Origin of the sequence: Achromobacter sp. RW408, from assembly GCF_003184165.1 — a bacterium.
In the GTDB taxonomy this organism is placed as follows: domain Bacteria; phylum Pseudomonadota; class Gammaproteobacteria; order Burkholderiales; family Burkholderiaceae_B; genus Achromobacter; species Achromobacter xylosoxidans.
This window is the reverse complement of sequence record NZ_QHHO01000002.1, coordinates 25241-47300: the sequence shown is the minus strand read 5'-3', so window position 1 is coordinate 47300 and position 22060 is coordinate 25241. Positions and strand designations below refer to the sequence as shown.

At 67.3% G+C, this 22060-nt stretch carries 19 protein-coding genes; 14 read left to right on the top strand and 5 right to left on the bottom strand.

The genetic code is table 11. From position 1 onward, the window contains the following. Positions 1 to 57: 57 nt before the first annotated feature. The gene (locus tag DK459_RS00575) at positions 58 to 2280 is read right to left on the bottom strand and encodes a Mu transposase C-terminal domain-containing protein (protein ID WP_110134354.1); all 2223 of its coding nucleotides are present in this window, start codon (positions 2278 to 2280) and stop codon (positions 58 to 60) included. Beyond that, positions 2277 to 2519, bottom strand: coding sequence for a DNA-binding protein (locus DK459_RS31150; RefSeq protein WP_110134353.1), 243 nt, complete (start codon positions 2517 to 2519; stop codon positions 2277 to 2279). The genes DK459_RS00575 and DK459_RS31150 overlap by 4 nt, the downstream gene beginning before the upstream one ends. A 95-nt stretch (positions 2520 to 2614) precedes the next feature. Here DK459_RS31150 and DK459_RS00565 point away from each other — a divergent pair, with 95 nt between their 5' ends. From DK459_RS00565 to DK459_RS00540, 6 genes are all read left to right on the top strand, one after another. Next, on the top strand, positions 2615 to 2983 hold the full coding sequence (locus DK459_RS00565) for a helix-turn-helix domain-containing protein (RefSeq protein ID WP_110134387.1): 369 nt from the start codon (positions 2615 to 2617) through the stop codon (positions 2981 to 2983). A gap of 106 nt (positions 2984 to 3089) precedes the next feature. After that, positions 3090 to 3644, top strand: a complete 555-nt coding sequence (locus DK459_RS00560) for a hypothetical protein (protein ID WP_146221860.1) — start codon at positions 3090 to 3092, stop codon at positions 3642 to 3644. A gap of 238 nt (positions 3645 to 3882) precedes the next feature. Next, positions 3883 to 4296: a hypothetical protein gene (locus tag DK459_RS00555; RefSeq protein WP_006388035.1), complete on the top strand. Its 414-nt coding sequence runs from the start codon at positions 3883 to 3885 to the stop codon at positions 4294 to 4296. Positions 4297 to 4356: 60 nt separating this feature from the next. Further along, a complete protein-coding gene (gcvA, locus tag DK459_RS00550) occupies positions 4357 to 5259 on the top strand; it encodes a transcriptional regulator GcvA (protein ID WP_049053478.1) in 903 nt (300 codons plus the stop codon). 108 nt (positions 5260 to 5367) lie between these two features. Further along, on the top strand, positions 5368 to 5841 hold the full coding sequence (locus DK459_RS00545) for a RidA family protein (protein WP_020925631.1): 474 nt from the start codon (positions 5368 to 5370) through the stop codon (positions 5839 to 5841). Between the two features lie 47 nt (positions 5842 to 5888). After that, positions 5889 to 7097 carry an aminotransferase class V-fold PLP-dependent enzyme gene (locus DK459_RS00540; RefSeq protein ID WP_024067414.1) on the top strand — a complete coding sequence of 403 codons (1209 nt, stop codon included), beginning with the start codon at positions 5889 to 5891 and terminating at the stop codon, positions 7095 to 7097. A 27-nt stretch (positions 7098 to 7124) separates the two neighbouring features. Here the strand turns inward: DK459_RS00540 and DK459_RS00535 are convergent, their stop codons facing one another. Next, positions 7125 to 8018, bottom strand: a complete 894-nt coding sequence (locus DK459_RS00535) for a DMT family transporter (protein ID WP_026383381.1) — start codon at positions 8016 to 8018, stop codon at positions 7125 to 7127. Between the two features lie 169 nt (positions 8019 to 8187). Here DK459_RS00535 and DK459_RS00530 point away from each other — a divergent pair, with 169 nt between their 5' ends. The 8 genes from DK459_RS00530 to DK459_RS00495 all read left to right on the top strand — a co-directional run bounded on the left by DK459_RS00530 (position 8188) and on the right by DK459_RS00495 (position 18792). Beyond that, positions 8188 to 9075: a helix-turn-helix domain-containing protein gene (locus DK459_RS00530; protein ID WP_006388030.1), complete on the top strand. Its 888-nt coding sequence runs from the start codon at positions 8188 to 8190 to the stop codon at positions 9073 to 9075. 66 nt (positions 9076 to 9141) lie between these two features. Further along, positions 9142 to 10572 carry a DUF2868 domain-containing protein gene (locus tag DK459_RS00525; RefSeq protein ID WP_020925634.1) on the top strand — a complete coding sequence of 477 codons (1431 nt, stop codon included), beginning with the start codon at positions 9142 to 9144 and terminating at the stop codon, positions 10570 to 10572. Further along, positions 10565 to 11935 (top strand): GTPase/DUF3482 domain-containing protein, encoded by a 1371-nt coding sequence (locus tag DK459_RS00520; protein WP_024067410.1) that lies wholly within the window; start codon positions 10565 to 10567, stop codon positions 11933 to 11935. Before DK459_RS00525 ends, DK459_RS00520 begins: the two co-directional genes overlap by 8 nt. A gap of 210 nt (positions 11936 to 12145) precedes the next feature. Next, positions 12146 to 13753, top strand: a complete 1608-nt coding sequence (locus DK459_RS00515) for an ABC transporter substrate-binding protein (RefSeq protein WP_024067409.1) — start codon at positions 12146 to 12148, stop codon at positions 13751 to 13753. 156 nt (positions 13754 to 13909) lie between these two features. Next, the gene (locus DK459_RS00510) at positions 13910 to 14881 is read left to right on the top strand and encodes an ABC transporter permease (RefSeq protein ID WP_054442537.1); all 972 of its coding nucleotides are present in this window, start codon (positions 13910 to 13912) and stop codon (positions 14879 to 14881) included. Between the two features lie 12 nt (positions 14882 to 14893). Then, a complete protein-coding gene (locus DK459_RS00505) occupies positions 14894 to 15820 on the top strand; it encodes an ABC transporter permease (RefSeq protein WP_054433689.1) in 927 nt (308 codons plus the stop codon). A 7-nt stretch (positions 15821 to 15827) separates the two neighbouring features. Next, on the top strand, positions 15828 to 17555 hold the full coding sequence (locus tag DK459_RS00500) for an ABC transporter ATP-binding protein (RefSeq protein WP_110134351.1): 1728 nt from the start codon (positions 15828 to 15830) through the stop codon (positions 17553 to 17555). A gap of 28 nt (positions 17556 to 17583) precedes the next feature. Continuing rightward, positions 17584 to 18792 carry an amidohydrolase family protein gene (locus tag DK459_RS00495; RefSeq protein WP_024067405.1) on the top strand — a complete coding sequence of 403 codons (1209 nt, stop codon included), beginning with the start codon at positions 17584 to 17586 and terminating at the stop codon, positions 18790 to 18792. A 32-nt stretch (positions 18793 to 18824) separates the two neighbouring features. On the opposite strand, the gene DK459_RS00490 is transcribed toward DK459_RS00495, so the two are convergent. Next, positions 18825 to 20261 carry a YdgA family protein gene (locus tag DK459_RS00490; protein ID WP_232254246.1) on the bottom strand — a complete coding sequence of 479 codons (1437 nt, stop codon included), beginning with the start codon at positions 20259 to 20261 and terminating at the stop codon, positions 18825 to 18827. Between the two features lie 154 nt (positions 20262 to 20415). Then, positions 20416 to 21888 carry a YdgA family protein gene (locus DK459_RS00485; RefSeq protein WP_006386998.1) on the bottom strand — a complete coding sequence of 491 codons (1473 nt, stop codon included), beginning with the start codon at positions 21886 to 21888 and terminating at the stop codon, positions 20416 to 20418. Between the last annotated feature and the right edge of the window lie 172 nt (positions 21889 to 22060).

The window sequence follows — 22060 nt, the reverse complement described above, 5'->3', positions numbered from 1 at the left end:
TCAGTTTTTCCGGCCCGGTTGGTGTTCCCGCACCTTCCGGGCCATTTCGTTAAGACCTCACGCAACCCTGCGTGAGGGGCTGTTGAAACGGTTCAACTCCTGCTCGTCTTCGTCGGTCCAGTCCAGGCCCAGCAGCTCGTAGCGTTGGGCGAATAGCGCGTACCCTTCGGGGTCCTCGACGTAGTCACGTAGGAACTGCTGATCTGATTCGGTCCACGCCGCGCTGCCCTCGGCTTTGAGCCATTCGTAGCGCTCCGAAGGGTTGAGGAACGCGGGGCGCGTGGCGACCTGGTCGTGCTGGCCCGGGTGCAATTCGACGGCCTGAATTTCGATGGGCTCCACCAAGCGCTGGGCGTCGTAGCCGGCTACAAACTGCGCCCGCTGCGTGGGGTTGTTTTCCAACACCACGGGACCGCCGTGCAGCTCGTCGTGGACCTCGGTGAGCTTTTCTTCCAAGCGACGTTTGCGACCCTCGGCGCGTTTGCGGCTTGCGCGTTCCAGGAAGCTTTCCGGCATGAAGTCACGGCGGTTGCCGTCCAGTTGCGCCTTGCACAGCAGGACGCCATCAGCGTCGTATACCCATACCTGGCTGGGGTCGTGGATGTCGAAGCCGACGTTTACACCCTCGCCGTGGTACTCGGTCAGCTCATGCGAAAAGTAGATGTTGTTGAACAGGCGGATTTCACCGCGCAGCACGCGGCATTGCTGCTGCGGGCGGAACAGATGATCCGTTTCGGCCGGCTGTAGCTGGACCAGGTCGGCACCTTCTTGGACGCCCTTGCGCCAGGCTTCGTTGGGCGTCATGTGCCTGCGTTTACCCGTAACCGGATCGGCCACCATCGGCAGGCCGCGATGGGGCCGGTCGTTGTATTGCGCGATTTGGTCAGCGGCGAACGCCACGAAGTCCGGCCAGGTCATCAGCGCACGGCTGGCGCCCAGGCGCTTAACGTCGCGTCGTGTCAGCTTGTGGACCTTGTTGCTTGCCTCGGCGTCCATGTCTTTGCCAATGTAGGTGGGCAGCTCTTTGGCGGCTCGGACCCAAATGGATTGATGGGCGCGTTCGATGATGCCTCGGGCCTGCGAGTTGTAGGGCAGGGAATGCGTAAGCGTCGTGCCAAGGCGGGACAGCAGGCCCGTACCAGGGCCGCTGATCATGGCGTTGATGTAGCCCGCGCCTCGGTCGACGTAAAACACGCTGGCGATGCCGCCGTTTTGCGTCGCTACGCGCAGGGCGTCCAGCACGGCCAGGCCGGATTCGGCCAGGTCGGTCGACCAGCCTAGGGCCTTGCGCGTTGCCGTATCCAGGACGGTCGTAATTTCTGGACGGAACGGACGACCGTGGCGGGGGTGTGCCACCTCAGCGTCGAATGCGTGGCCATCGGCCATGTAGATATCGCCTGGCCAGAGCTTGGATGTGTCGCGGCGTACGAACGGCTTGATGGCCTTTATCTCGCGCGGGCCCATGCGGCCCTGTTCGACGGCGACGTTACCCATTTGCGCGATGAAGCGGCGCAGGGTGTCATAGCTGGGCGGCGTCACGCCTTTGGGCAGATGCGCCGGCAATTGGTCATGCACCCAGCGCAAGGTGGGCTTTTGCGGGCGCTGGTAGAGTTTTAGGACGGTTTCCGCCCAGGGTGCGACGACGTGACGCAGCCACTTGCCACGGCGGGCCTGGCCGGCGTCGGCCGGCGCCAGCAGGTCAACGGCGTTGGGCTGCGTGAGGTCGAACTTGGACAGCCAGCGGTACAGGGTTGCGCGGGTCAGGGTGCGGCTTTGGCCCGCCTTGTTGTTGGCCAGGGCTAGCGCTGCCGACAGCTCGGGCGGCAACTGTTGTTTTTGGGCGGCTTCAATCGTGGACTGCACCGCGCTGCTCATGCCTTCCATGGCTGCCAGGCGATGGACATGCAAGAGGATCGACGCGCGGGCCTCGGCGACCGCGCGCTGGCGTGCCGAGAGTGACGGCGTTGCGCTTGTCGTTCCTGCTGCATCGACGACGCGGCCGCCTTCTTGCGACCGCTTCAGCGACAAGGCAGCCTGCACGTACGCGGGGAGGAAATAGCGTCGAACGATACCGCGCGCGCCAGCCCCCGAGCCGGAAGGAACTTCAACGAATTCCCATCCTTCCGCTTGTGCGCGGCGACCGATGTTGGGCAAAGTCGACGGCAAGCATGCCAGCCCAAAGCTCAGAAGTTCGGATGCGGTGAACGTAGCGTTTGTCGGTGCCTCGCCAGCGTTAAACCGTTGTGTTACAAGGACATCCGATACTTTGACGATAGTCATTTCCCGCCTTCCTCATAAAGGGTTTTGGGATCAGGTTTGATCCCTAGCGCGATGGCGGCTCGATGCGACTCCCCGCGAACGCCCTTATTGCGGCCATACAGAAGTTCTCTGACTACGTGATAGCTAAGACCTTCCTGGCGGCACCATGCGCTTATGGCCACGCCGTTCGCGCGGAACCAAGCCAGGTCCCGGAGCGGGACACGGCGAGGAGACGCCGGAGTAGCGGAATTTTTTTTCATCGCAGTCGTGTTGGAATGCGTTGTTAAAAGGTTGACTGTGTTGGATTATGGTAAAGAAATCTTTACCTGTCAATCTGTGTTTAGGGGCTGTTTTCATGACCATAGGGGACCGGCTACGCGCTGAGAGGGAAAGGCTGGGGCTGTCGCAGACAGCTCTGGCGGCGCACGCGGGTACGTCAAAGCAGGTGCAGATTAGCTATGAGAAGGGCAAGACCTTTCCCAATGCCGAGTATCTGGCCATGTTTGCGGAGCTAGGCGCAGACATTAACTTCGTGGTCACGGGTAAAAAAATATTGACCATCCACCCATCGCCACCGCCTGCGACGGTTCTAACCGCTAGAGAGGAAGCCCTGATCGACAACTATCGTCACACTGCCGAAGCCGGCAAAAGGGCGATAGAAGCCACGGGGGCTGTACTGGCGCGCGAAATTTCCGCGCGCCGGAAGGCAGGCGGCGAACGATGACACCTACTAATTCGGAAGCGATTCGCGCAACCAGCATAGAATTAAGGCTTGTATTTTTTTCTTTTATTATCAAGGGCTTGTGATTATGGGAACGGTTTCTTGGGAAATGGCGAGTTCGCAACCAGCGCGGCGTTTTCTGGTTGCGTCGTTCCTTGCTCTTATGGCTGCTCATTCGGCTGGTGTAACAGCCGCCGAAGCCGGGCCAGCAGATGCGGCGGCCGTCCGGTTCATAGTGGCCGATGGTGCCGCTGGAACATCTGTAGTGCGCGCTTGGACTAAGAGCGAGACGAAGGAGGCTGCCACCGAAGCGGAGGCGGTGATTCGCCGCGCCGCGTCTCGGATTCAGACCGCGTTAAACGCGAACGACGCCGAGTTCTTCATGGGGGCCGGAAGTCAGTACGTACAGAAGGAATGGCAGTTGTTTACCGCCCAGGATGTTGCCTATGTCTTTGGCGTCCAGGGGGCCAAGCTGAAGAATCCTTGGATTCCTTCCTATTCGACATGTGAACACGCAGGCCAGGCCTTGGGCGACTGGTACCACTTTTACCGCTCCAACCTGAGCAACGGATATTCCCTAAACGACCTTAAGGTGATGCCAGCCAGCCGGCAGGCAGAGCGTGACCTCTGGGGCAGCCTGTCCGCGTGCAAGAAAGCGCTTTGACGCAGGCCGTCTCAAATAACGCGCATTCATTCGCAGATTGAGGCGTTTCCTGGCCGATCAGTCTCAAATGGTCATCGGCCCCGAATTGTGGATAACCCGTTGATTGTTCGGGGCTAATTGGGCTGCCCCGTGCCCCCTTCGCGTCTCAAATTGCACACCTCCCCACAGCCGGGCGGCGGGCCGGAATGGTTTTACGATTGACGTCGAGTCATCCGTAACACCCTGGCCCTACCTCCCCATGCCCACCCAGACAAAATCCGTCGATTCAAAGGCCGCCTTTGAACTCGTGTTCGACCTGTTGCAGAAGATTCCCTGGATCGTTCGCGACGCATCCGCCGCGCTGCCGGACATCGCGGTCATGAAGGCGCACCAGGCCGAAGCCGTGAATGTGATTCTCTGGATCTGTGAAACCGGCGACCTGGCGGGCTGGCCCGCGAAAACGCACCAGGACACCCAGGCGACGGCCTCCTACCTGTTGACGGACCTGACCTTCAGGCTTCTCGATCCAGCCTCGCCGCTTTCCGGGAGCCGCTGGGAAGTCCCGGCGGACCAGCCGGCGCGCCTGCAAGCGTTGCAGATCGTGCGCCATGAAGTGCTGCGCAGCAAGCCGATCACCGCGGCCAACCTGACCCGATTCCGCGCCCGCCGTTGATCTGCGAGAATGAGGCGTGAACCGGGTACTCCCTCTCCGGCCCACCCTCTCCGCCGTCCCATGCGCTCCAACCGTTCCCTGCCCGCCCTGGTCTCGCTGCGCGCCTTCGAGGCGGCCGCCCGGCGCCTGAGCTTCAGCCTGGCGGGCGAAGAACTGTTCGTCACGCAAAGCGCCATCAGCCACCACATCCAGCGGCTGGAGGCGGAACTGGGCGTGACGCTGTTCGAGCGTCGCACCCGCGCCGTGGCCCTCACGCCGGCGGGACAGGCCTATTACGAGCGGGTCCACGCGGCGTTCGAACTGCTGCGCCAAGGCACCGACGAAGCGCGCGCGCCCGCCGCCGCCCGCCACACGCTCAAGGTCGGGCTGCTGGCCTCGTTCGCCACCCGCTGGCTGGCGCCGCGCCTGCCGGGCTTCGCCAGCGCCCATCCGGACATTGACCTGCAATTGCTGCCCGCCATCGGCCTGGCCGACGTGGCGGCCGGTGAAGTGGACGTCGCGATCCGCTATGGCCGCGGCACCTGGCCCGGCCTGCGGGCGCGACGCCTGATGCCGGAACGGCTGTCGGTGGTGTGCGCGCCGTCATTGGTGGCGGGACGGCGACGGCCACGCGCGCCGGCCGACCTGCTGCGCTATCCCCTGCTGGTCTCGCACGCGCAATTGCCGTTCGAGTGGGATGCCTGGGCCCGGCAACATGACCTGGACCTGGGCCGCGCCCAGACCGTGCATCTGCATGACTACAACATCGTGGTGGAAGCGGCGCTGGCCGGACAGGGCATGGCCATGGGCCGGCATCGCCTGATCGCCGCGCAACTGGCCAGCGGCGCGCTGGTCGAGGCGCTGCCGGGCACCGCGCTGGACGATCCGCGTATCGGCTGGTGGTTCGTCAGTCCGCGCGGCCAGGCCGCACCCGCCGCCGTGGCATTCCAGGCGTGGCTGGCGCAGGCGGCGGCCGACGGTTGATGCATTACTTTTACTCATACGTGGTTCGCAATAATTGATTGGTCAGGCACGGCGCGCGCCGATAGCATGGGGGTCGTCTTTTCCCTTTTCCGTCTCACAGGTGATTCCATGACCCGTACGATCTCCGGCCGCGTGGCCGAACTCGGCCTTGTGCTCGAAGCCGCCGCCGCGCCCGCCGCCAATTACGTGCCCTTCGTGCAGGAGGGCAATCTGCTGTACATCTCCGGCCAGATCTCGCGCGAAGGCGGCAAGGCGGCGTTCCTGGGCCAGTTGGGCAACCAGATTTCCGAAGCGGACGGCGTCAGCGCGGCGCGCCTGTCGGCCCTGGGGATCCTGGCGCAGATCGCGGCCGCCACCGGCGACCGGCTCGATCGCGTGGCGCGCGTGGTGCGCCTGGGCGTGTTCGTCGCCAGCACGCCGGACTTCAATCGCCAGAGCGCGGTCGCCAACGGCGCCTCGGACCTGATGGTGGAAGTGTTCGGCGATGCCGGCCGCCACGCGCGCAGCGCGGTGGGCGTGGCCTCGCTGCCGCAGGGCGTGGCGGTCGAGGTGGAAGCCGTCGTCGCACTGACGCCCGCCTGATGCCCCGGCGCCGGACGCAAGCCCGGCGCGTTTTTCCTGGAACCCTCATGCCCGCCGCCGTCCTCACCGCCGCCACCCTCGAAGCGCTGCGCGCCGCCACGCCCGGCACGCGCACCACCGTCCACTTCAACCATGCCGGCGCATCGTTGCCGTCGGCGGCCACGCTCGATGCCATCCAGGCCCACCTGCGGCGCGAAGCCGAACACGGGCCGATGGAGGCGGGCGTGGCCGCGCGCGCCCACACCGAGCAGGCGCGCCAGTTGGCCGCGCAACTGCTCAATGCCCAGCCAGGCGAGATCGCCCTGACCGGCGGCAATTCCCCAGGGTGGGGCGCCGCATTCGCCGCGCTGGGACCCTGGCGCCCCGGCGACCGCATCCTGGTGGGCCGCCATGAATGGGGCGGCAACCTTGCCGCCATGCGGCTGGCGGCACAACGCGCGGGCGCGAGCATCGAGACGATTCCATCCGATGACAGCGGCTGTGTCGACGCCGATGCGCTGCGCGCCATGCTGGACGAACGGGTGCGCCTGGTCGCGCTGACCTGGTTGCCGGCCAACGGCGGCCTGATCAACCCGGCGGCCGCCATCGGCCGCGTCACACGCGCCGCGGGCGTGCCGTACTTCATCGATGCGGCGCAGGCGGTGGGACAGGTGCCGATCGACGTGGCCGAGGTCGGTTGCGACGTCCTCAGCGGCGCCGGCCGCAAGGCCCTGCGCGGCCCGCGCGGCACCGGCCTGCTGTATGTGCGGCGCGAATTCCTGCCGCGCCTGGCGCCCGCGTTCGTCGACACCCATTCGGCGCCGCTGGGCGCCGACGGCGAGCCGCAACTGCGCGACGATGCCACGCGCTTCGAATCCGCCGAAGCTTCGATGGCGTTGCGCGCAGGCCTGGCCAATGCGTTGCAGGAAGCGCTCGATATCGGCCTGGAAGCCATCCGCGCCCGCATCGACCTGGTCGCCCAGGCCTTGCGGGCGGAGCTGCGCGCCATTGCCGGCATCGAGGTGCTGGACCAGGGCCGCGAACTGTCCGGCCTGGTGTCGTTCAATCTCGCCGGGCACGACCCTGCCGCCGTGCAGCGGACGCTGGCCGCGCAAGGCATCACCATCGGCAGCAACGGCGCGCCGTACACGCCGCTGGACATGAACGCGCGCGGCCTGGCGCACATCGCGCGCGCCTCGGTCAGCTACCTGACCCGCGACGAGGAGATCGACCGCCTGCTCGACGCGCTGCGCGCGTTGTCGCGCCAGGGCGCCTAGCACACTTGCGCCGCGCGCCCATGTCGATCAAGCCGCCACGCGGCGCGAGAACGGCGACCACCTGGTGAAGACCAGCAGGTTGCCGAACATCACCAGCGCCAGCCCGAGCAGGGCGGCGGGCGTCCACTGGTAGCCCTCGACGAAGGTCGACACGCTCAGCGCCACCACCGGGAACAACACGGTGCAATAGGCGGCGCGCGCCGGGCCCATGCGTCCCACCAGTGTCAGGTAGGCGGTGAAGCCGATCACCGACCCCGGAATCGCCAGGTAGAGCAGGGCGCCGACATAGGCCGTGGAGGTGTCGAAACGGAACGGCACGCCCGCGACCAGGCAGCCGGCCAGCAACACGGCGGCGCCGTACAGCATGCTGTAGGCGTTGCCGGTGAGCGGGCGGATGCCGGCGCGCTGCTGCAGCGACGACAGCATGTTGCCGGTGGAAAAGCAGAACGTGCCCAGCAGCGCGAAGCCCAGTCCGAGCAGCGTCTCGCGGCTGGCCTCCTGGCCCGCGAGCTCGGGCCAGAACAGCAGCACCAGACCCGTGAAGCCGATCACCCCCGCCACCATCACGCGCGGCGCGATGCGGGTGCCGAACCACAGCCGCGCATTCAATGCGTTCCACAGCGTGGCGGCCGAGAACACCACCGACACCAGGCCGCTAGGAATCCACTGCGTGGCCGTGTAGAAGCACAGGAAGTTCAGGCAGAACAGGCACAGCCCCTGGCCCAGGCACAACGCATGCCCGCGGCGATCCAGGCGCTGCAATTTACGGGTCAGCAGCAACGCGGCGAACAGCACCAGGCCGGCCAGCGCAAAGCGGTAGAAGATGGACACGGGAATCGCCACCACCCCGAGCTGCAGCTTGATGGCGATCCAGGTGGTGCCCCAGATGACGACGGTCAGGAAATACAGGAATAGATTCACTTTGGGACGCTCGGCAGGGCCAAAAAGGACATGACATCCGGCACCGCGAAAATCGCGGGCTCCGACGCCCAGTCTGCGCCCGCGGCGGACGAAAAAATTGCCGGTTCTTGCGGTTTTTCCGCACCCGCGCGTGCCACGCGCGCGGCGATCGCAGTAGCATTTCAGTTCCATGGGCACTACCGCTTCGGCACCGTCCGACTTCTCCGTCTTTCGCACGCTGTCCGCCTCCAGCGCGACACTGGCGCGTGCCGCCTCGCTGGGCGAGGGCATCGCCATTTCGCAATGGGGTCGCAGCGCCCACGAAACGCTGGGCTACGACATGCCTGGACACCACACGCTGTCGCTGTACCTGCACGGCGGCGAGAAGTCGTTCCGGGTCGGGAATCCGCTGCACGGCGGCGCGGGCAAATTCTGCGTGCTGCCGGCCGAGCACTATTCGCGCTGGTGCATGAACGACACGGTGCATTTCCTGCACCTGTACATCGCGCCGGAACGGCTGGCGCGCGAGGCCGTGATGCGGCTCGACTGCGAACCGCGCGCGCTGGAACTGCGCGACCGCACCTACATCCACGACGAGTCGCTGACCGACGTGTGCCGGGCGCTGCTCGATAGCGACTGGACCGCGCCCGCCGAGCGCCTGGCTGCCAGCAGCGCGGCCGAGACCGTGCTGCATCACCTGCTGAACCAGGGCGTGTCGCGCAAGGCCGTGGCGCCGGCGCGCGGCGGGCTGGCGCCGGCGGTGCGGCGGCGGATCATGGACTATGTCGACGCGCACCTCGCCGAGCCGCTGACGCTGGACCAACTGGCCGGCGTGGCCGCGCTGTCCACCTATCACTTCGCGCGCATGTTCCACACCTCGTTCGGCGAGCCGCCGCATTCCTGGGTGCGCGCCCGCCGCCTGGCTCACGCGCGCCGCCTGCTGGCGGCCGGCAAGGGCGACCTGGCCGGCATCGCGCAGGCGGCCGGTTTCGGCAACGCCAGCCATCTGTCGCGCGTGTTCCGCGACGCCGTCGGCGTCACCCCGGGCCAATACCGCGCCGCCCACCGCAAGCACTGAGCCGGCCGCCGCGCGGTCTACAATGGCGCATCGCCCTTCGCGGCCTGATCGCCTGCCCCGCCCGCGATGCCATCGCCGACTTCCCGCGACGTTTCCACCTCCCCCGAGGCCTTCGACCCGGCGCCGCTGCGCGCCCATTGGCTGGCCGAACTGATCCGGCTGCGCGAAGCGCACTGGGGCCCGCTGGAAGACGCCGCCGTGGTGCGCCGGGTACGACAACTCGACATCCCGCTGCCGGCCCGCATCCTGGCGCGCGCGCAAGCGTTGGCGCAGCGCGAAAACCTGGTTCCGCTGGTGGACGGCTGGCGCCGCAGCGCATTCGCGGTGCTGGCGCTGCTGTTGCTGCTGGCGTTGCTGTCCGGCGCCGGCGTGGCGGCGGGCGCCCTCGGCGATGGCGGCCGCGCCGTCAACGTGCTGTGGGCGCTGGCCGCCTTGCTCGGCCTGCACCTGCTGACCTTCGTCCTGTGGCTGGCCAGCTTCCTGCTGCGGCCCGCGGCCATGACGCCGCTCGGGCGGTTGTGGCTCTGGGCCACCCGCAAGCTGGCGCGCGGCCCCGACAGCGCGCTGGTGCCGCAGGCCTTCCTCAACCTGCTGGCCCGCGCCGGCGCCCTGCGCGGCCTGTTCGGCGCGGTCAGCCACGGGCTCTGGCTGGCGGGCCTGGGCGCGGCGCTGGCGACCCTGCTGGCGCTGTTGTCCACCGCCAGCTACCGCTTCATCTGGGCCACCACCTTGCTGGCGCCGGACACTTTCGTGTGGTTGACCCAGGTCGTCGGCTGGCTGCCGTCGCAACTGGGCTTTCCGCTGCCGGACGCCGCCATGGTGCGCGCCAGCGACGGCGTCCAGGCGTTGGGCGCCGATGCCCAGGTGCAATGGTCGTGGTGGCTGATCGGCGTGTTCGTGACCTACGGCATCGTGCCGCGCCTGCTGGCCTGGCTGGCCTGCCTGCTGGTCACCCGGCGCGCCCTGCGCGGCCTGGCCATCGACCCCGCGCTGGCGGGCTACGCCGCGCTGCGCGACCGGCTCGAACCGCCGGCCCAGTCCACTGGCATCGACCGGCCGGTCGACCCCTTGCACCAGCCGCGCGTGGCGGCGCCGCTGCCCGCCGCGCTGGGCGGCCAGCCGGTGCTGATGGGACTGGAACTGCCCGCCGACCTGCACTGGCCCCCCGCCGTCCCGGCCGCGTCCATCCGCCAGGCGGGCAACCTGGACACGCGCGAGCAGCGCAACCACCTGCTGGATGCCTTGTCTCAGGCCGCCGCCTCGCGCCTGCTGATCGCCTGCGATGCGCGCCAGACGCCCGACCGCGGCACGCTGGCCTTGATCGCCGAGCTGGCGGCGCACGCCGGCCAGACCCGCGTCTGGCTGCTGGCGCCGGCCGCGGCCGACACCCGCGAAGCGCTGTGGCGCGAACGCTTGGCCGCCCTGGGGCTGGCGGCCGGCGCCGTCTTCGGGCCCGGCGCCGCGGCGCTGGCCTGGCTGGAGCAGGGCCATGACTGAGCGCGTCATCAACGTCGCGGTGGTGGGACACACCAACACCGGCAAGACCTCGCTGCTGCGCACGCTGACCCGCGACACCACCTTCGGCGACGTCGCCGACCAGCCCGGCACCACCCGCCACGTGGAAGGCGCGCGCCTGCGCCTGGATGGACGCGCGGTGCTGGAGTGGTTCGACACGCCCGGCATGGAAGACAGCATCGCCCTGCTCGAATACCTGGAGCGCCTGGGCCAGCCCGGCGAACGGCTGGACGGGCCGGCGCGCGTGCGGCGCTTTCTCGACACGCCGGAAGCGCACGGGCGCTACGAGCAGGAAGCGCGCGTGCTCAAGAAGATGCTGGACTGCGATGCGGCGCTGTATGTGATCGATGCGCGCGACCCGGTGCTGGGCAAGCATCGCGACGAACTCGCCATCCTGGCCGCCTGCGGCCGGCCCCTGCTGCCGGTGCTCAATTTCGTCAATGCGCCCGCGCATCGCGCCGCCGAATGGCGCGACGCGCTGGCGCGGCTGGGCCTGCACGCGACGGTGGAATTCGACACCGTGGCGCCGCCGCTCGATGGCGAGCAACAGCTGTACGCCAAGCTGGGCGTGCTGCTGGATCGCCACGCCGACACCCTGGCGCGCCTGGCCGATACGCTGGCGCGCCAACGGCGCGAACGCCACGCCGCGGCCTTCGAACTGCTGGCCGACCTGCTGATCGACGTGGCCGCGTTGCGCATCACCAGTCCCAGCGACGAAGCCGCATTGACGGCCGCCGCCCGGCAGTTGCGCCAGCAGGTACGCCAGCGCGAACAGGCCTGCGTCACCGCCTTGCTGGCGCTCTACAACTTCCGTGCGTCCGATTTCGATGACGACGCGCTGCCGCTGCAAGGTGAGCGCTGGGGCATGGACCTGTTCCACCCGCAGGCGCTCAAGGACATGGGCGTGCAGGTCGGCATGGGCGCCGCCGCGGGCGCCATGGCCGGCGCGGCGGTGGACCTGCTCAGCGCGGGGCTGAGCCTGGGCACGGGCATGCTGATCGGCGCCGCCGCCGGCGGACTGTGGCAGGGCGTGGAGAAGCTCGGAAAGCGCGTTGCCGGCAAGCTGCGCGGCTGGCGCGAGATCAGCGTCGACGACGCGGTGCTGCGCCTGCTGGCGCTGCGCCAAAGACAACTGATCGACGCGCTCGAACGTCGTGGCCACGCAGCCCGCGCGCCGCTGCGGCTGGACCACCCCGACGATGAGACGCTGCGCCGTGGCCCCTTGCCGGAGGCGCTGAAGGAAGCCCGCAGCCGGCCGGAGTGGTCGGCCCTGGCCAAGGGCCATGAAGACAGCGAACGGCGCAAGCAGGCGGTGCGTGAATTGGCGAAAGCAAGCAAGTACTAACCCCAATCCAAACCGATTGACGCTTAAACGAATCGCTCTATAAGATTCGTTCTGCATCGGTGCGGTCCATCCCGCCATGACAATCACAAGGGGTTGGATCTACCGTGAACCGCCTTTCCTCGTAGCAGCAACGCCATGCCCCGGCTCCCCGTGGGGCCAGGGCCCTATCACTTCTGTCGCGCTATCCGCGCATTACGGAGCATGAGGGCTATGCGTACTTTCCCCCACCTGAAACAAGCGGCGCTGGCGGCTGCACTGACAGCCTCGTTGGCGTTCAGCGCCGGCGCGGCCGCCAAGACCTTCCACTGGTCTTATCAAGGCGACGCCACGTCGATGGACCCGATGGCGTTGAACGAGACTTTCACGCTGGGCTTCCAGGGCAACATCTACGAAACGCTGGCCGGTTATGACGGCAACCTGAAACTGACGCCGCTGCTGGCCGAGAGCTGGGAAAACCCGGAGCCCACCAAATGGGTCTTCAAGCTGCGCAAGGGCGTGAAGTTCCACGACGGCTCGCCCTTCACCGCCGATGACGTGATCTTCTCCTGGAAGCGCAGCCTCACGCCGGGCTCCGACATGAAGGGCTACGGCGCCAAGGCCTCCGACATCAAGAAGGTCGACGACTACACCATCGAGGTCACCACCCCCACGCCCAACCCGATCCTGCCGCGCGAATGGGTGTTCCTCTACATCATGAGCAAGACGTGGTCGGAGAAGAACAAGACCACCGAGGCCACCAACGTCAAGGGCGACAACCAGGGCAACTACGCCAACCTCAACGCCAACGGCACCGGCCCCTTCATGCTGGTGTCGCGCCAGCCCGACGTGAAGACCGTGCTCAAACGCTACGACGGCTACTGGAATAAGAACATCAAGACCAACGTCGACGAGGTCATCTTCCAGCCGATCACGCAGGAAGCCACGCGCGTGGCCGCGCTGATCTCCGGCGAGATGGACCTGGTGCAGCCGGTGCCGGTGCAGGACTGGAAGCGCCTGGAAGACGCCAAGGGCGTCAAGCCGCTGACCGCGCCCGAAGCCCGCGCCATCTTCATCGGCATGGACCAGGATCGCGACGAACTGCTGTTCTCGGACGTGAAGGGCAAGAACCCCTTCAAGGACCCGAAGGTGCGCGAAGCGGTGGTGCTGGCCGTGGACACCAAGGCCATCAACGAGAAGATCATGCGCAACGCGGCCAAGCCGCTCGGTTCGCTGATCGCCACCGCCATCAACGGCTACGACGAATCGTTCGGCGCGCCCTACAAGCCGGATCCGGAACGCGCCAAGAAGCTGCTGGCCGAGGCCGGCTATCCGAAGGGCTTCACCGTCACCATGGACTGCCCCAACGACCGCTACGTCAATGACGAGAAGGTCTGCCAGGCGGTGGCCGGCATGCTGGCGCGCGTCGGCATCAAGATCAACCTGCTGGCGCAGACCAAGTCCAAGTACTTCGGCAAGATCCTGCTGCAGGCCGGCAACCAGACCAGCATGTACATGCTGGGCTGGACGCCCAGCTCCACCGACGCGCACAACACGCTGCTGAACCTGGCCGCGTGCCGCGACGCCAAGACGGCGGCGGGCCAGTTCAACCTGGGTGGCTACTGCAACAAGAAGGTCGACGAACTCACCGCCAAGATCGGCGTCGAGACCGACCAGGCCAAGCGCAACGCGATGATCAAGGAAGCCTTCGGCATCGTGCGCAGCGATTTCGGCTACCTGCCGCTGCACCAGCAGCCGATGTCGTGGGGCGTGAAGGACAACATCAAGGTCATCCAGCGCGCCGACGACGTGCTCGACCTGCGCGACGTGGTCCTGCCGTAGTCCCCGGGCGCCGCGCCACGCCGCAGGGCGTGCGCGGCGCCGTGTTGATGCGACCCCCGCGACGGCGCCCGCCGTCCGGGCGCGCCCGGCCCAGCCCCGCTTGCCACGACCGGCAACGCGCGGCCCGGCGTTATCCGACCAAGAGGGCATCCAACCATGCTTTCCTTTATTGCGCAGCGGCTGATCCAGTCGGTGCTGGTGATGTTGACGGTGGCGCTGATCGCGTTCTCCATGTTCCGCTATGTCGGCGATCCGATCGCCAGCATGGTCGGGCAGGACACCACGCCCGAACAGCGCGAGCAGCTGCGCGAACAGTTGGGATTGAACGATCCGTTCGTGGTGCAGTACGCGCATTTCGTCGCCAACGCGGTGCGTGGCGACTTCGGCATTTCCTACCGCCACCGGCGGCCGGTCAGCGAGCTGCTCGAAGAGCGCCTGCCAGCCACGCTGGAGCTGTCGTTCGTCTCCGCCGTGATGGCGCTGGCGCTCGGCATCCCCATGGGCATCTACACCGCGCTCAAGCGCCACGGCGTGCTGTCCAAGACCTTCATGGCGATCTCGCTGGCCGGCATCTCGCTGCCCACCTTCCTGATCGGCATCCTGCTGATCCTGTTCTTCGGCGTGCAGTTGCGATGGCTGCCCAGCTTCGGGCGCGGCGACGTGGTCGGGCTGGGCTGGTGGACCACGGGCTTTTTGACCAAATCCGGCCTGCTGGCGCTGATCATGCCGGCCGTCACGCTGGCGCTGTTCCAGATGACCCTGATCATGCGGCTGGTGCGCGCCGAGATGCTGGAAGTGCTGCGCGCCGACTTCATCAAGTTCGCCCGGGCCCGCGGCCTGCCGGAACGCCTGATCAATTTCCGCCATGCGCTCAAGAACACCATGGTGCCGGTCATCACCATCACCGGCCTGCAGCTCGGCTCCATCATCGCCTTCGCCATCATCACCGAAACGGTGTTCCAGTGGCCCGGCATGGGACTGCTGTTCATCCAGGCCATCAGCATGGTGGACATCCCGGTGATGGCCGCCTACCTGGTGCTGATCGCCTTCATGTTCGTCGTCATCAACCTCGTCGTCGACCTGCTGTACTTCGCCGTCGATCCGCGCCTGCGCGTGCAGAGCAAATAAGGGAACCGCCTCATGAACGCCCGCATCGCTCCCTTCTTCGCGCGCGCCGCCGACAGTGACCTCTGGCACAGCTTCAAGCGCTCGCCCGGCGCCATCGTCGCCGCCGCCGTCACGCTGGCCATCCTGCTGGGCGCGCTGTTCGCGCCGGTGGTGGCGCCGCACAATCCGTTCGACCTGGCTTCCCTGAACATCATGGACGCCAACACCCCGCCCGCCTGGCAGGAGGGCGGCAGCGCCGACTTCCTGCTGGGCACCGACGACCAGGGCCGCGACATCCTGTCGGCGATCCTCTACGGCTCGCGCGTGTCGCTGCTGGTGGGCTTCGCCTCGGTGCTGTTCTCGATGGTGCTGGGCGTCACGCTGGGCCTCATCAGCGGCTACGCCGGCGGCCGCGTCGACAGCTTCATCATGCGCATCGCCGACGTGCAGCTATCGTTCCCCGCCATCCTGGTGGCGCTGCTGATCGACGGCGTGGCGCGCGGCCTGCTGCCGCGCGACATGCACGACGAACTGGCCCTGTATGTGCTGATCTTCGCCATCGGCATCTCGGGCTGGGTGCAGTACGCCCGCACCGTGCGCGGCTCGACGCTGGTGGAACGCAACAAGGAATACGTACAGGCGGCGCGGCTGATCGGCATCGGCCCCATCACCATCCTGCGCCGCCACATCCTGCCCAACGTCATGGGTCCGGTGCTGGTGATCGCCACCATCCACCTGGCGATTGCCATCATCACCGAGGCCACGCTGTCGTTCCTGGGCGTGGGCGTGCCGCCGACCGCGCCGTCGCTGGGCACGCTGATCCGCATCGGCAACAGCTACCTGTTCTCGGGCATGTGGTGGATCTCGATCTTCCCCGGCATCGCGCTGGTCGCGCTGGTGCTGTCGGTCAATCTGCTGGGCGACTGGCTGCGCGACGCGCTCAACCCCAAGCTGCGCTGAGGATGCCATGGCCCTGCTGAACATCGAAGACATCCGCATCGAATTCCCCAGCCGCCGCGGCACGCTGGTGGCGGTGGACGGCGTGTCGCTGTCGCTGGAGAAAGGCGAGATCCTGGGCGTGGTCGGCGAATCCGGCGCCGGCAAGTCGACCATCGGCAACGCCGTGATCGGCCTGCTGGAAGCGCCCGGCCGGCTGGCCGGCGGCGCGGTGCTGCTCAACGGCGAACGCATCGACACGCTGACGCCCGCGCAGCAACGCAAGGTGCGCGGACGCCGCATCGGCATGATCTTCCAGGATCCGCTGACCTCGCTCGACCCGTTGCAGACCGTGGAAAGCCAGCTGGTCGAGACCATGCTGGTGCACCTGGACCTGACCCACGACCAGGCCAGGAAGCGCGCGGTGCAATTGCTGGCCCAGGTCGGCATCGACCAGCCCGAGCTGCGCGTGCAGCAGTATCCGCACCAGTTCTCGGGCGGCATGCGGCAGCGCGTGGTGATCGCGCTGGCGCTGTGCTGCGAGCCCGAAGTCATCATCGCCGATGAACCCACCACCGCGCTCGACGTGTCGATCCAGGCGCAGATCCTGGAACTGCTGAAAAAGCTCTGCCGCCAGGAACAGGTCGGCATGATCATCATCACCCACGACATGGGCGTGATCGCCGACGTCACCGACCGCGTCGCGGTGCTGTACCACGGCAAGCTGGTCGAGCAGGGGCCCACCGCCAAGATCCTGGGCGACCCCGATCATCCCTACACCCGCAGCCTGATCTCGGCCGTGCCGCGCCCGGACATCAAGCTCAAGCGCTTTCCGCTGGTCACCTACATCGAGGACGTCAGGACCCCCACCAAACCACTCGACCTGGCCACCCACTGGCTGGGCCAGCGGCGCGACTTCGGGGCGCGCGGCGAAGGGCCGTTGGTGCAGGTCCGGGACCTGAGCATGCGCTTCGTGCTCAAGAGCGCCTTCCTCAAGCGCAACCAGCGCACGCTGGACGCGGTCAAGCGCGTCAATTTCACGATCGGCGAGGGCGAGGTGTTCGGCCTGGTGGGCGAATCCGGTTCGGGCAAGTCCACTGTCGCGCGGCTGATCTCGGGCCTGTATACGCCCAGCGCCGGCTCGGTCACGTTCGGCGGCACCGACCTGACCGCGCTCAAGGGCGAGAAGCAGCTCAACCCGTTCCGGCGCCAGATCCAGATGATCTTCCAGGATCCGTTCTCGTCGCTCAACCCGCGAATGCGGGTGCTGGACATCGTGGCCGAGCCGATCCGTTTCCACAAACTGGCGGCCAGCGAGGCCGAAGCGCGCCGCGTGGTGGCCGACCTGCTCGACGTGGTCGGACTGGGCGAGCGCGCCGCCGAGCGCTTCCCGCACGAGTTCTCCGGCGGCCAGCGCCAGCGCATCTGCATCGCCCGGGCGTTGGCCACGCGGCCGCGCTTCCTGATCTGCGACGAACCCACTTCGGCGCTGGACGTGTCGATCCAGGCCCAGATCCTGAACCTGCTCAAGGACCTGCAGGAACAACTCGGCCTGACCATGCTGTTCATCAGCCACGACCTGCCCGTGATCCGCCAGATGTGCGACCGCGTCGGCGTGATGCGCTACGGCGAACTGCTGGAGGTGGCGGACACCGAAGCGCTGTTCGAGCATCCGCAGCATCCCTACAGCCAGCACCTGCTGGGGCTGATGCCCCGCTTGCAATCCATGTCCCGCGAGGGCCTGGAGGTGGAGGGCTGAACCCCACCCACACGACAAGGAGCGAGACATGAGTGCGTTGCCACAGACCCTGTACATCGGCGGCAAGGTGTTCGATGGACGTGGCGGGATCCTGCCGGGCCACGGCGTGCTGGTCGAGGGCAAGCAGGTCACGTGGGTGGCGCCGGCGGCCGAATTCAACGGCTTTGCCGGACGGCGCGTCGACACCGGCGGCATGACGCTGATGCCCGGCATGGCCGACTGCCACGTGCACCTGGTCTACACCGGCGGCGCCGACCCGCAGACGCAGATGTCGAAACAGGGCCCAGCCCAGATTACGCTGACCGCGCTGGAGAACGCGCAGGCCGCGCTGCGCGGCGGCTTCACGGCCCTGCGCGATTGCGGCGGCAAGGACTACCTGGAATTCGGCGTGCGCGACGCCATCGCGCGCGGCGTGTTCCCTGGCCCGACCATCAAGGCCTCGGGCCGCATCATCTGCATGACGGGCGGCCACGGCAATCGCATCGGCCGCGTCGCCGACGGCTGCGAAGAAGTGGTCAAGGCGGTGCGCGAGCAAGTCCACGCCGGCTGCGACCTGGTCAAGATCATGGCCACCGGCGGCGTCATGACGCCGGGCGTGAGCCCGATGGACGCGCACTACAGCTTCGACGAGATGAAGGCGGGCGTGCACGAGGCCAAGCGCTTTCGCAAGAGCACCGCCAGCCACGCCCAGGGCACGCAGGGCATCCTGAACGCGGTGCGCGCCGGCATCGACTCGATCGAGCACGGCATCTTCATGGACGCGCAGTGCCTGGAAGAAATGCTGGCGGCCGAGACCTACCTGGTGCCGACCATCGCCGCGGTGCGCAACATCGTCGCCAACGCCGACAATGGCATTCCCGCCTATGCCGTGGAGAAGGCGCGCGCGGTGGAACAGCGCCATCGCGAATCCATCCAGATGTACTACAAGGCGGGCGGGCGCATCGCGCTGGGCACGGATGCCGGCACGCCCTTCAACCTGCATGGCGACAACGCGATGGAACTGGCCTACATGGTGGAGTTCGGCATGACGCCGGTGGACGCCCTGGTCGCGGCCACCTCGCGCGGCCATGACCTGATGGGCATGGCCGGCCACGGCGTGGTGGAACCGGGCTGCGCGGCCGACCTGCTGCTGGTGCGCGGCGACCCGACCGAGGACATCATGCAAGCCGCGGACAAGCGCTTCCACGTGGCGGTGCTGCGCAACGGCGAAGTCATGTCGGGCGCCTTGCCGGCCTGACAGGCAAGGCGGGAAGGCGGCGCTGGCGCGCCTTACTTCACGCCGCGCGCCATCAGCCAGCTCAGGAAACTCTCGACCGGCATGCGTTCGCCATTGACGTCCACCTGGCCGCCCTCGTAGTTCAGGCTCGCGACCAGCTTGCCGTCCTCCAGGCGCCCCCACTGGCCGCGCAGGAAGCGGTCGCGCATCTCCTCGGCCCGACGGCCAGCCGCCTCGCGCGCGGCGGCCTCGGGCATGCCTTCGGCCCGCATCCGCACCGCGATCAGGTCGGCCAGGCTGACGACCGGCACCGACATCCGCGCATCGAGCTTGCGCACGGTTTCCTTGACCACTGCGCCCGGCGAGTGGTTCCACAGCGTGGGCGCGCTCAGATCCAGGTCCAGCCGCAGCGTCGCAGAACCGTTGGCGGTATCGACCTGCAGCGGCGACAGCGAAAAGCCCGGCTGGGCCAGCAGGAACTTCATCAGGTGGCCCGCGCCCACCATCTTGTCGCCCAGGCTGGCGCCGCCCCGGGCGGCCTCCACCGACGCCTGGAATGCGCGGAACGACGCCATGTCGAAGTTGCGCGCCTCGGCGGCCAGGCGCAGATTGGCCGCCTGTCCGGCTCGCGTGTCGATGCCCGCGACCTGCACGGCCAGCTTGGCGTTCATCGCGCTCTCGGCGCCCTTGGCATCGGTGCTCACGACGACGTCGCGCAGCGTGACCGGTTCGCCGTCGATCTCGATGGTCCATTGCTTGAGGCTCGCGCGGGTGGCCGCAGTACCCGCCTCATCGGCGGCGCGGCTTGCGTCGTACCTGATCGCCAGGTCGCGCATGGCCAGGCGGCGCGTATGTCGCTCGCCGTCCTTGGTGTAGGGCTCGAACAGCTCGGCGCGGCCCGAGTGGATGTCCACCGTGGTGTGCTTGCCGCCGGCGGCCACGTCGGCCAGGAGCTTCAGGCCCGAGAAGCTGAAGCGCGACTCGTCGCGCACGCGCTCGACCGGCGCCAGCTCCAGCGTGCCGCTGATGTCGCGGCCATAGCCCGCCACGGCCTCGGCCGTCACGGGCACGGCGCCCCCGGCAGCCGCGAACCAGGTGTCGACCGAAGGCGTCTGCGCCAGGTCGGCCCGCGCGGCCGCCATGGCCGGGAACAGGTGCCCCCGCACCAGGCGGTACAGGGGGAACGGCCCATGGTCCAGGCGCACCACCATCTCGTACTCGTGCCCCGCCGCGGCCGCGCCGTCCTCCGGCGAAGGCCCCGTCTTCAGCCGATAGCGCGCCTGCGACGTGAACACGCCTCGTTCATACGACAACGGCTCGAACGACAACGGTTCGCCCGTCTTCACGCCGATCTGCCGCGCCAACTGATCGGCGCTGTCGACCAGTTGCGCCATGCCGGTCTCCAGCTGCTTGCCGGTGTACCAGGCCGTGCCCGTCCAGATCGCGCCCAGCGCCAGCACGGCGCAACCCACGGCTGCAAATTTCCTCATGGTGTCCTTCCCGCGTTCGTCGATGCCATCCGGCCTTGCGGACCGGATCCGTGACAGCATACGCCGCGCATGAAAAACGGGCTGCCGCGCCCGATGGCGCCGCAGCCCGCATGGGGCGCCGGCATCATGCCGGCGCCGAAGTCGTGTTCGCGCCTCAGCGCATGCCGCCCATCGCGCCGCTCATGACCATCATCACAAACTGTTGCAGCGGCATCTTCTTGCCATTGAAGTCGACCTGGCCGTCGGCGTAGTTCAGGTAGGAAACGATGTTGTCGTTTTCCGCCTTGGCCACGCCCATCGCCACCGCCATGGTGCCGACCATTTCGGCCTGGCCCTTGGCGGTCTGGGCGGCACGGTCGGCCGGCACGCCGCGCATCTGCGGCTCGATCGCCATCAGGTCGGCCACGTTGGCCTTGGACAGCACCAGCTTGGCGTTGAGCTTGCGGATGGCTTCCATGGCCAGGTCGCTGGCCGGCTTGTCGGTCGAGGCCGGCTTGGCCAGGTCCACGTCCAGGTTGAAGGTCGAGGTGCCGTTGGCGGTGCGCACCTGCAGCGGCGACACCGACAGGCTGGGGTTGCCGGCCAGCAGCAGTTCGACGTTGGTCTTCAGGATCTGCTGCTCTTCGGGCGTGAACTCGGGCTTGGCCTCGTCGTCGCCGCTTTGCATCATGCGGCGCGACGACGCTTCATAGACGTCGTTCAGGGCCTTGAGCGCCTTGGGATCCATGTTCTTCATGCCGATGGCCAGCTGCAGGCCCGCCATGTCCTTTTCCTTGACATTGATCATGCCGAAGTCCAGCACCATCTTGGCGTTCACGCCGGCATCGGCCTCGGCCAGGTCCACCGCGATGCTGGTGTCCTTGAGCAGCACCGGCGGCTGGGTCTTGGACGTGATGGTCCATTCCTTGAGGACCAGCTTCTGGCTGCCCATGGCCATGTCGTTCTTGCCCGGCGCCAGGTCGCTGTTGAGCGTGATGCCCTTGACCGCCATGCCGACGATATCGCTCTCGCCGGCCGGACCGGCCAGCGTCAGGCTGTCGCTCTTGAGCGCCAGGACGCCGTGCTTGCTCTTGGTGTCGAAGTCGACGTCGCCGGTCATGCCGGAGAAGGTCAGCTTGGTCTTGTCGGTCGAGGCTTCGGCCGGCGCCAGATTGAAGGTGCCGGTGACGTTCTTGCCGTAGCTGACGCTATAGGCGCCGGACAGCGGCGTGGCGCCCTTGGTGGCGGTGAACCAGCCCTTGATCGCCGGCGTTTCCTCGATCTGGAAGCGGCTGGCGACCATCGCCGGCGCGAGCTTGCCCGAAGCCAGGTTCGAGAACGGGAAGGGGCCGTGCGACAGGTGCTCGACGAACTGGATCTCGCGTTCCTCGGCCGGCTTGCCATCCTTGGCGGGCAGGGCGAACTTGACGCGGTAGCGCTCGGTGGACGAGAACACGCCGCGCTCGAACGACATCAGTTCGATCACGGGCGTCACGCCCCATTTTTCGCCGAGCTTGCGCAGTTCGACGTTGCCGTCTTCGATCGACTGCTTGACGAACGCCTCGGCCTTCTGGCCGGTGTACCAGGCCGTGCCGGTCCAGATTGCGCCCAGTGCAACGACCAGACCCGCTATTGCCGCCTTTTTCATAGCAACCCTTAATTCTTTTGGTGGAGGTAAGCCGACGGATTATAGGGAGCGTGGACTAGGGATTACACTAATTTCGTGCTTTTTATGTGCAAAATGTTACTTCGCTATACCGATAGCGCGCGTCCCTTATGCGGCAGCGCGGCATCGGCTACAATCGCCAGGCGTGCTTTGC

Bases quoted from the DNA above. Each gene is read 5' to 3' on its own strand.
- DK459_RS00575 (WP_110134354.1), bottom strand. From the start codon at position 2,280: ATGACTATCGTCAAAGTATCGGATGTCCTTGTAACACAACGGTTTAAC.
- DK459_RS31150 (WP_110134353.1), bottom strand. From the start codon at position 2,519: ATGAAAAAAAATTCCGCTACTCCGGCGTCTCCTCGCCGTGTCCCGCTC.
- DK459_RS00565 (WP_110134387.1), top strand. From the start codon at position 2,615: ATGACCATAGGGGACCGGCTACGCGCTGAGAGGGAAAGGCTGGGGCTG.
- DK459_RS00560 (WP_146221860.1), top strand. From the start codon at position 3,090: ATGGCGAGTTCGCAACCAGCGCGGCGTTTTCTGGTTGCGTCGTTCCTT.
- DK459_RS00555 (WP_006388035.1), top strand. From the start codon at position 3,883: ATGCCCACCCAGACAAAATCCGTCGATTCAAAGGCCGCCTTTGAACTC.
- gcvA (WP_049053478.1), top strand. From the start codon at position 4,357: ATGCGCTCCAACCGTTCCCTGCCCGCCCTGGTCTCGCTGCGCGCCTTC.
- DK459_RS00545 (WP_020925631.1), top strand. From the start codon at position 5,368: ATGACCCGTACGATCTCCGGCCGCGTGGCCGAACTCGGCCTTGTGCTC.
- DK459_RS00540 (WP_024067414.1), top strand. From the start codon at position 5,889: ATGCCCGCCGCCGTCCTCACCGCCGCCACCCTCGAAGCGCTGCGCGCC.
- DK459_RS00530 (WP_006388030.1), top strand. From the start codon at position 8,188: ATGGGCACTACCGCTTCGGCACCGTCCGACTTCTCCGTCTTTCGCACG.
- DK459_RS00525 (WP_020925634.1), top strand. From the start codon at position 9,142: ATGCCATCGCCGACTTCCCGCGACGTTTCCACCTCCCCCGAGGCCTTC.
- DK459_RS00520 (WP_024067410.1), top strand. From the start codon at position 10,565: ATGACTGAGCGCGTCATCAACGTCGCGGTGGTGGGACACACCAACACC.
- DK459_RS00515 (WP_024067409.1), top strand. From the start codon at position 12,146: ATGCGTACTTTCCCCCACCTGAAACAAGCGGCGCTGGCGGCTGCACTG.
- DK459_RS00510 (WP_054442537.1), top strand. From the start codon at position 13,910: ATGCTTTCCTTTATTGCGCAGCGGCTGATCCAGTCGGTGCTGGTGATG.
- DK459_RS00505 (WP_054433689.1), top strand. From the start codon at position 14,894: ATGAACGCCCGCATCGCTCCCTTCTTCGCGCGCGCCGCCGACAGTGAC.
- DK459_RS00500 (WP_110134351.1), top strand. From the start codon at position 15,828: ATGGCCCTGCTGAACATCGAAGACATCCGCATCGAATTCCCCAGCCGC.
- DK459_RS00495 (WP_024067405.1), top strand. From the start codon at position 17,584: ATGAGTGCGTTGCCACAGACCCTGTACATCGGCGGCAAGGTGTTCGAT.
- DK459_RS00490 (WP_232254246.1), bottom strand. From the start codon at position 20,261: ATGAGGAAATTTGCAGCCGTGGGTTGCGCCGTGCTGGCGCTGGGCGCG.
- DK459_RS00485 (WP_006386998.1), bottom strand. From the start codon at position 21,888: ATGAAAAAGGCGGCAATAGCGGGTCTGGTCGTTGCACTGGGCGCAATC.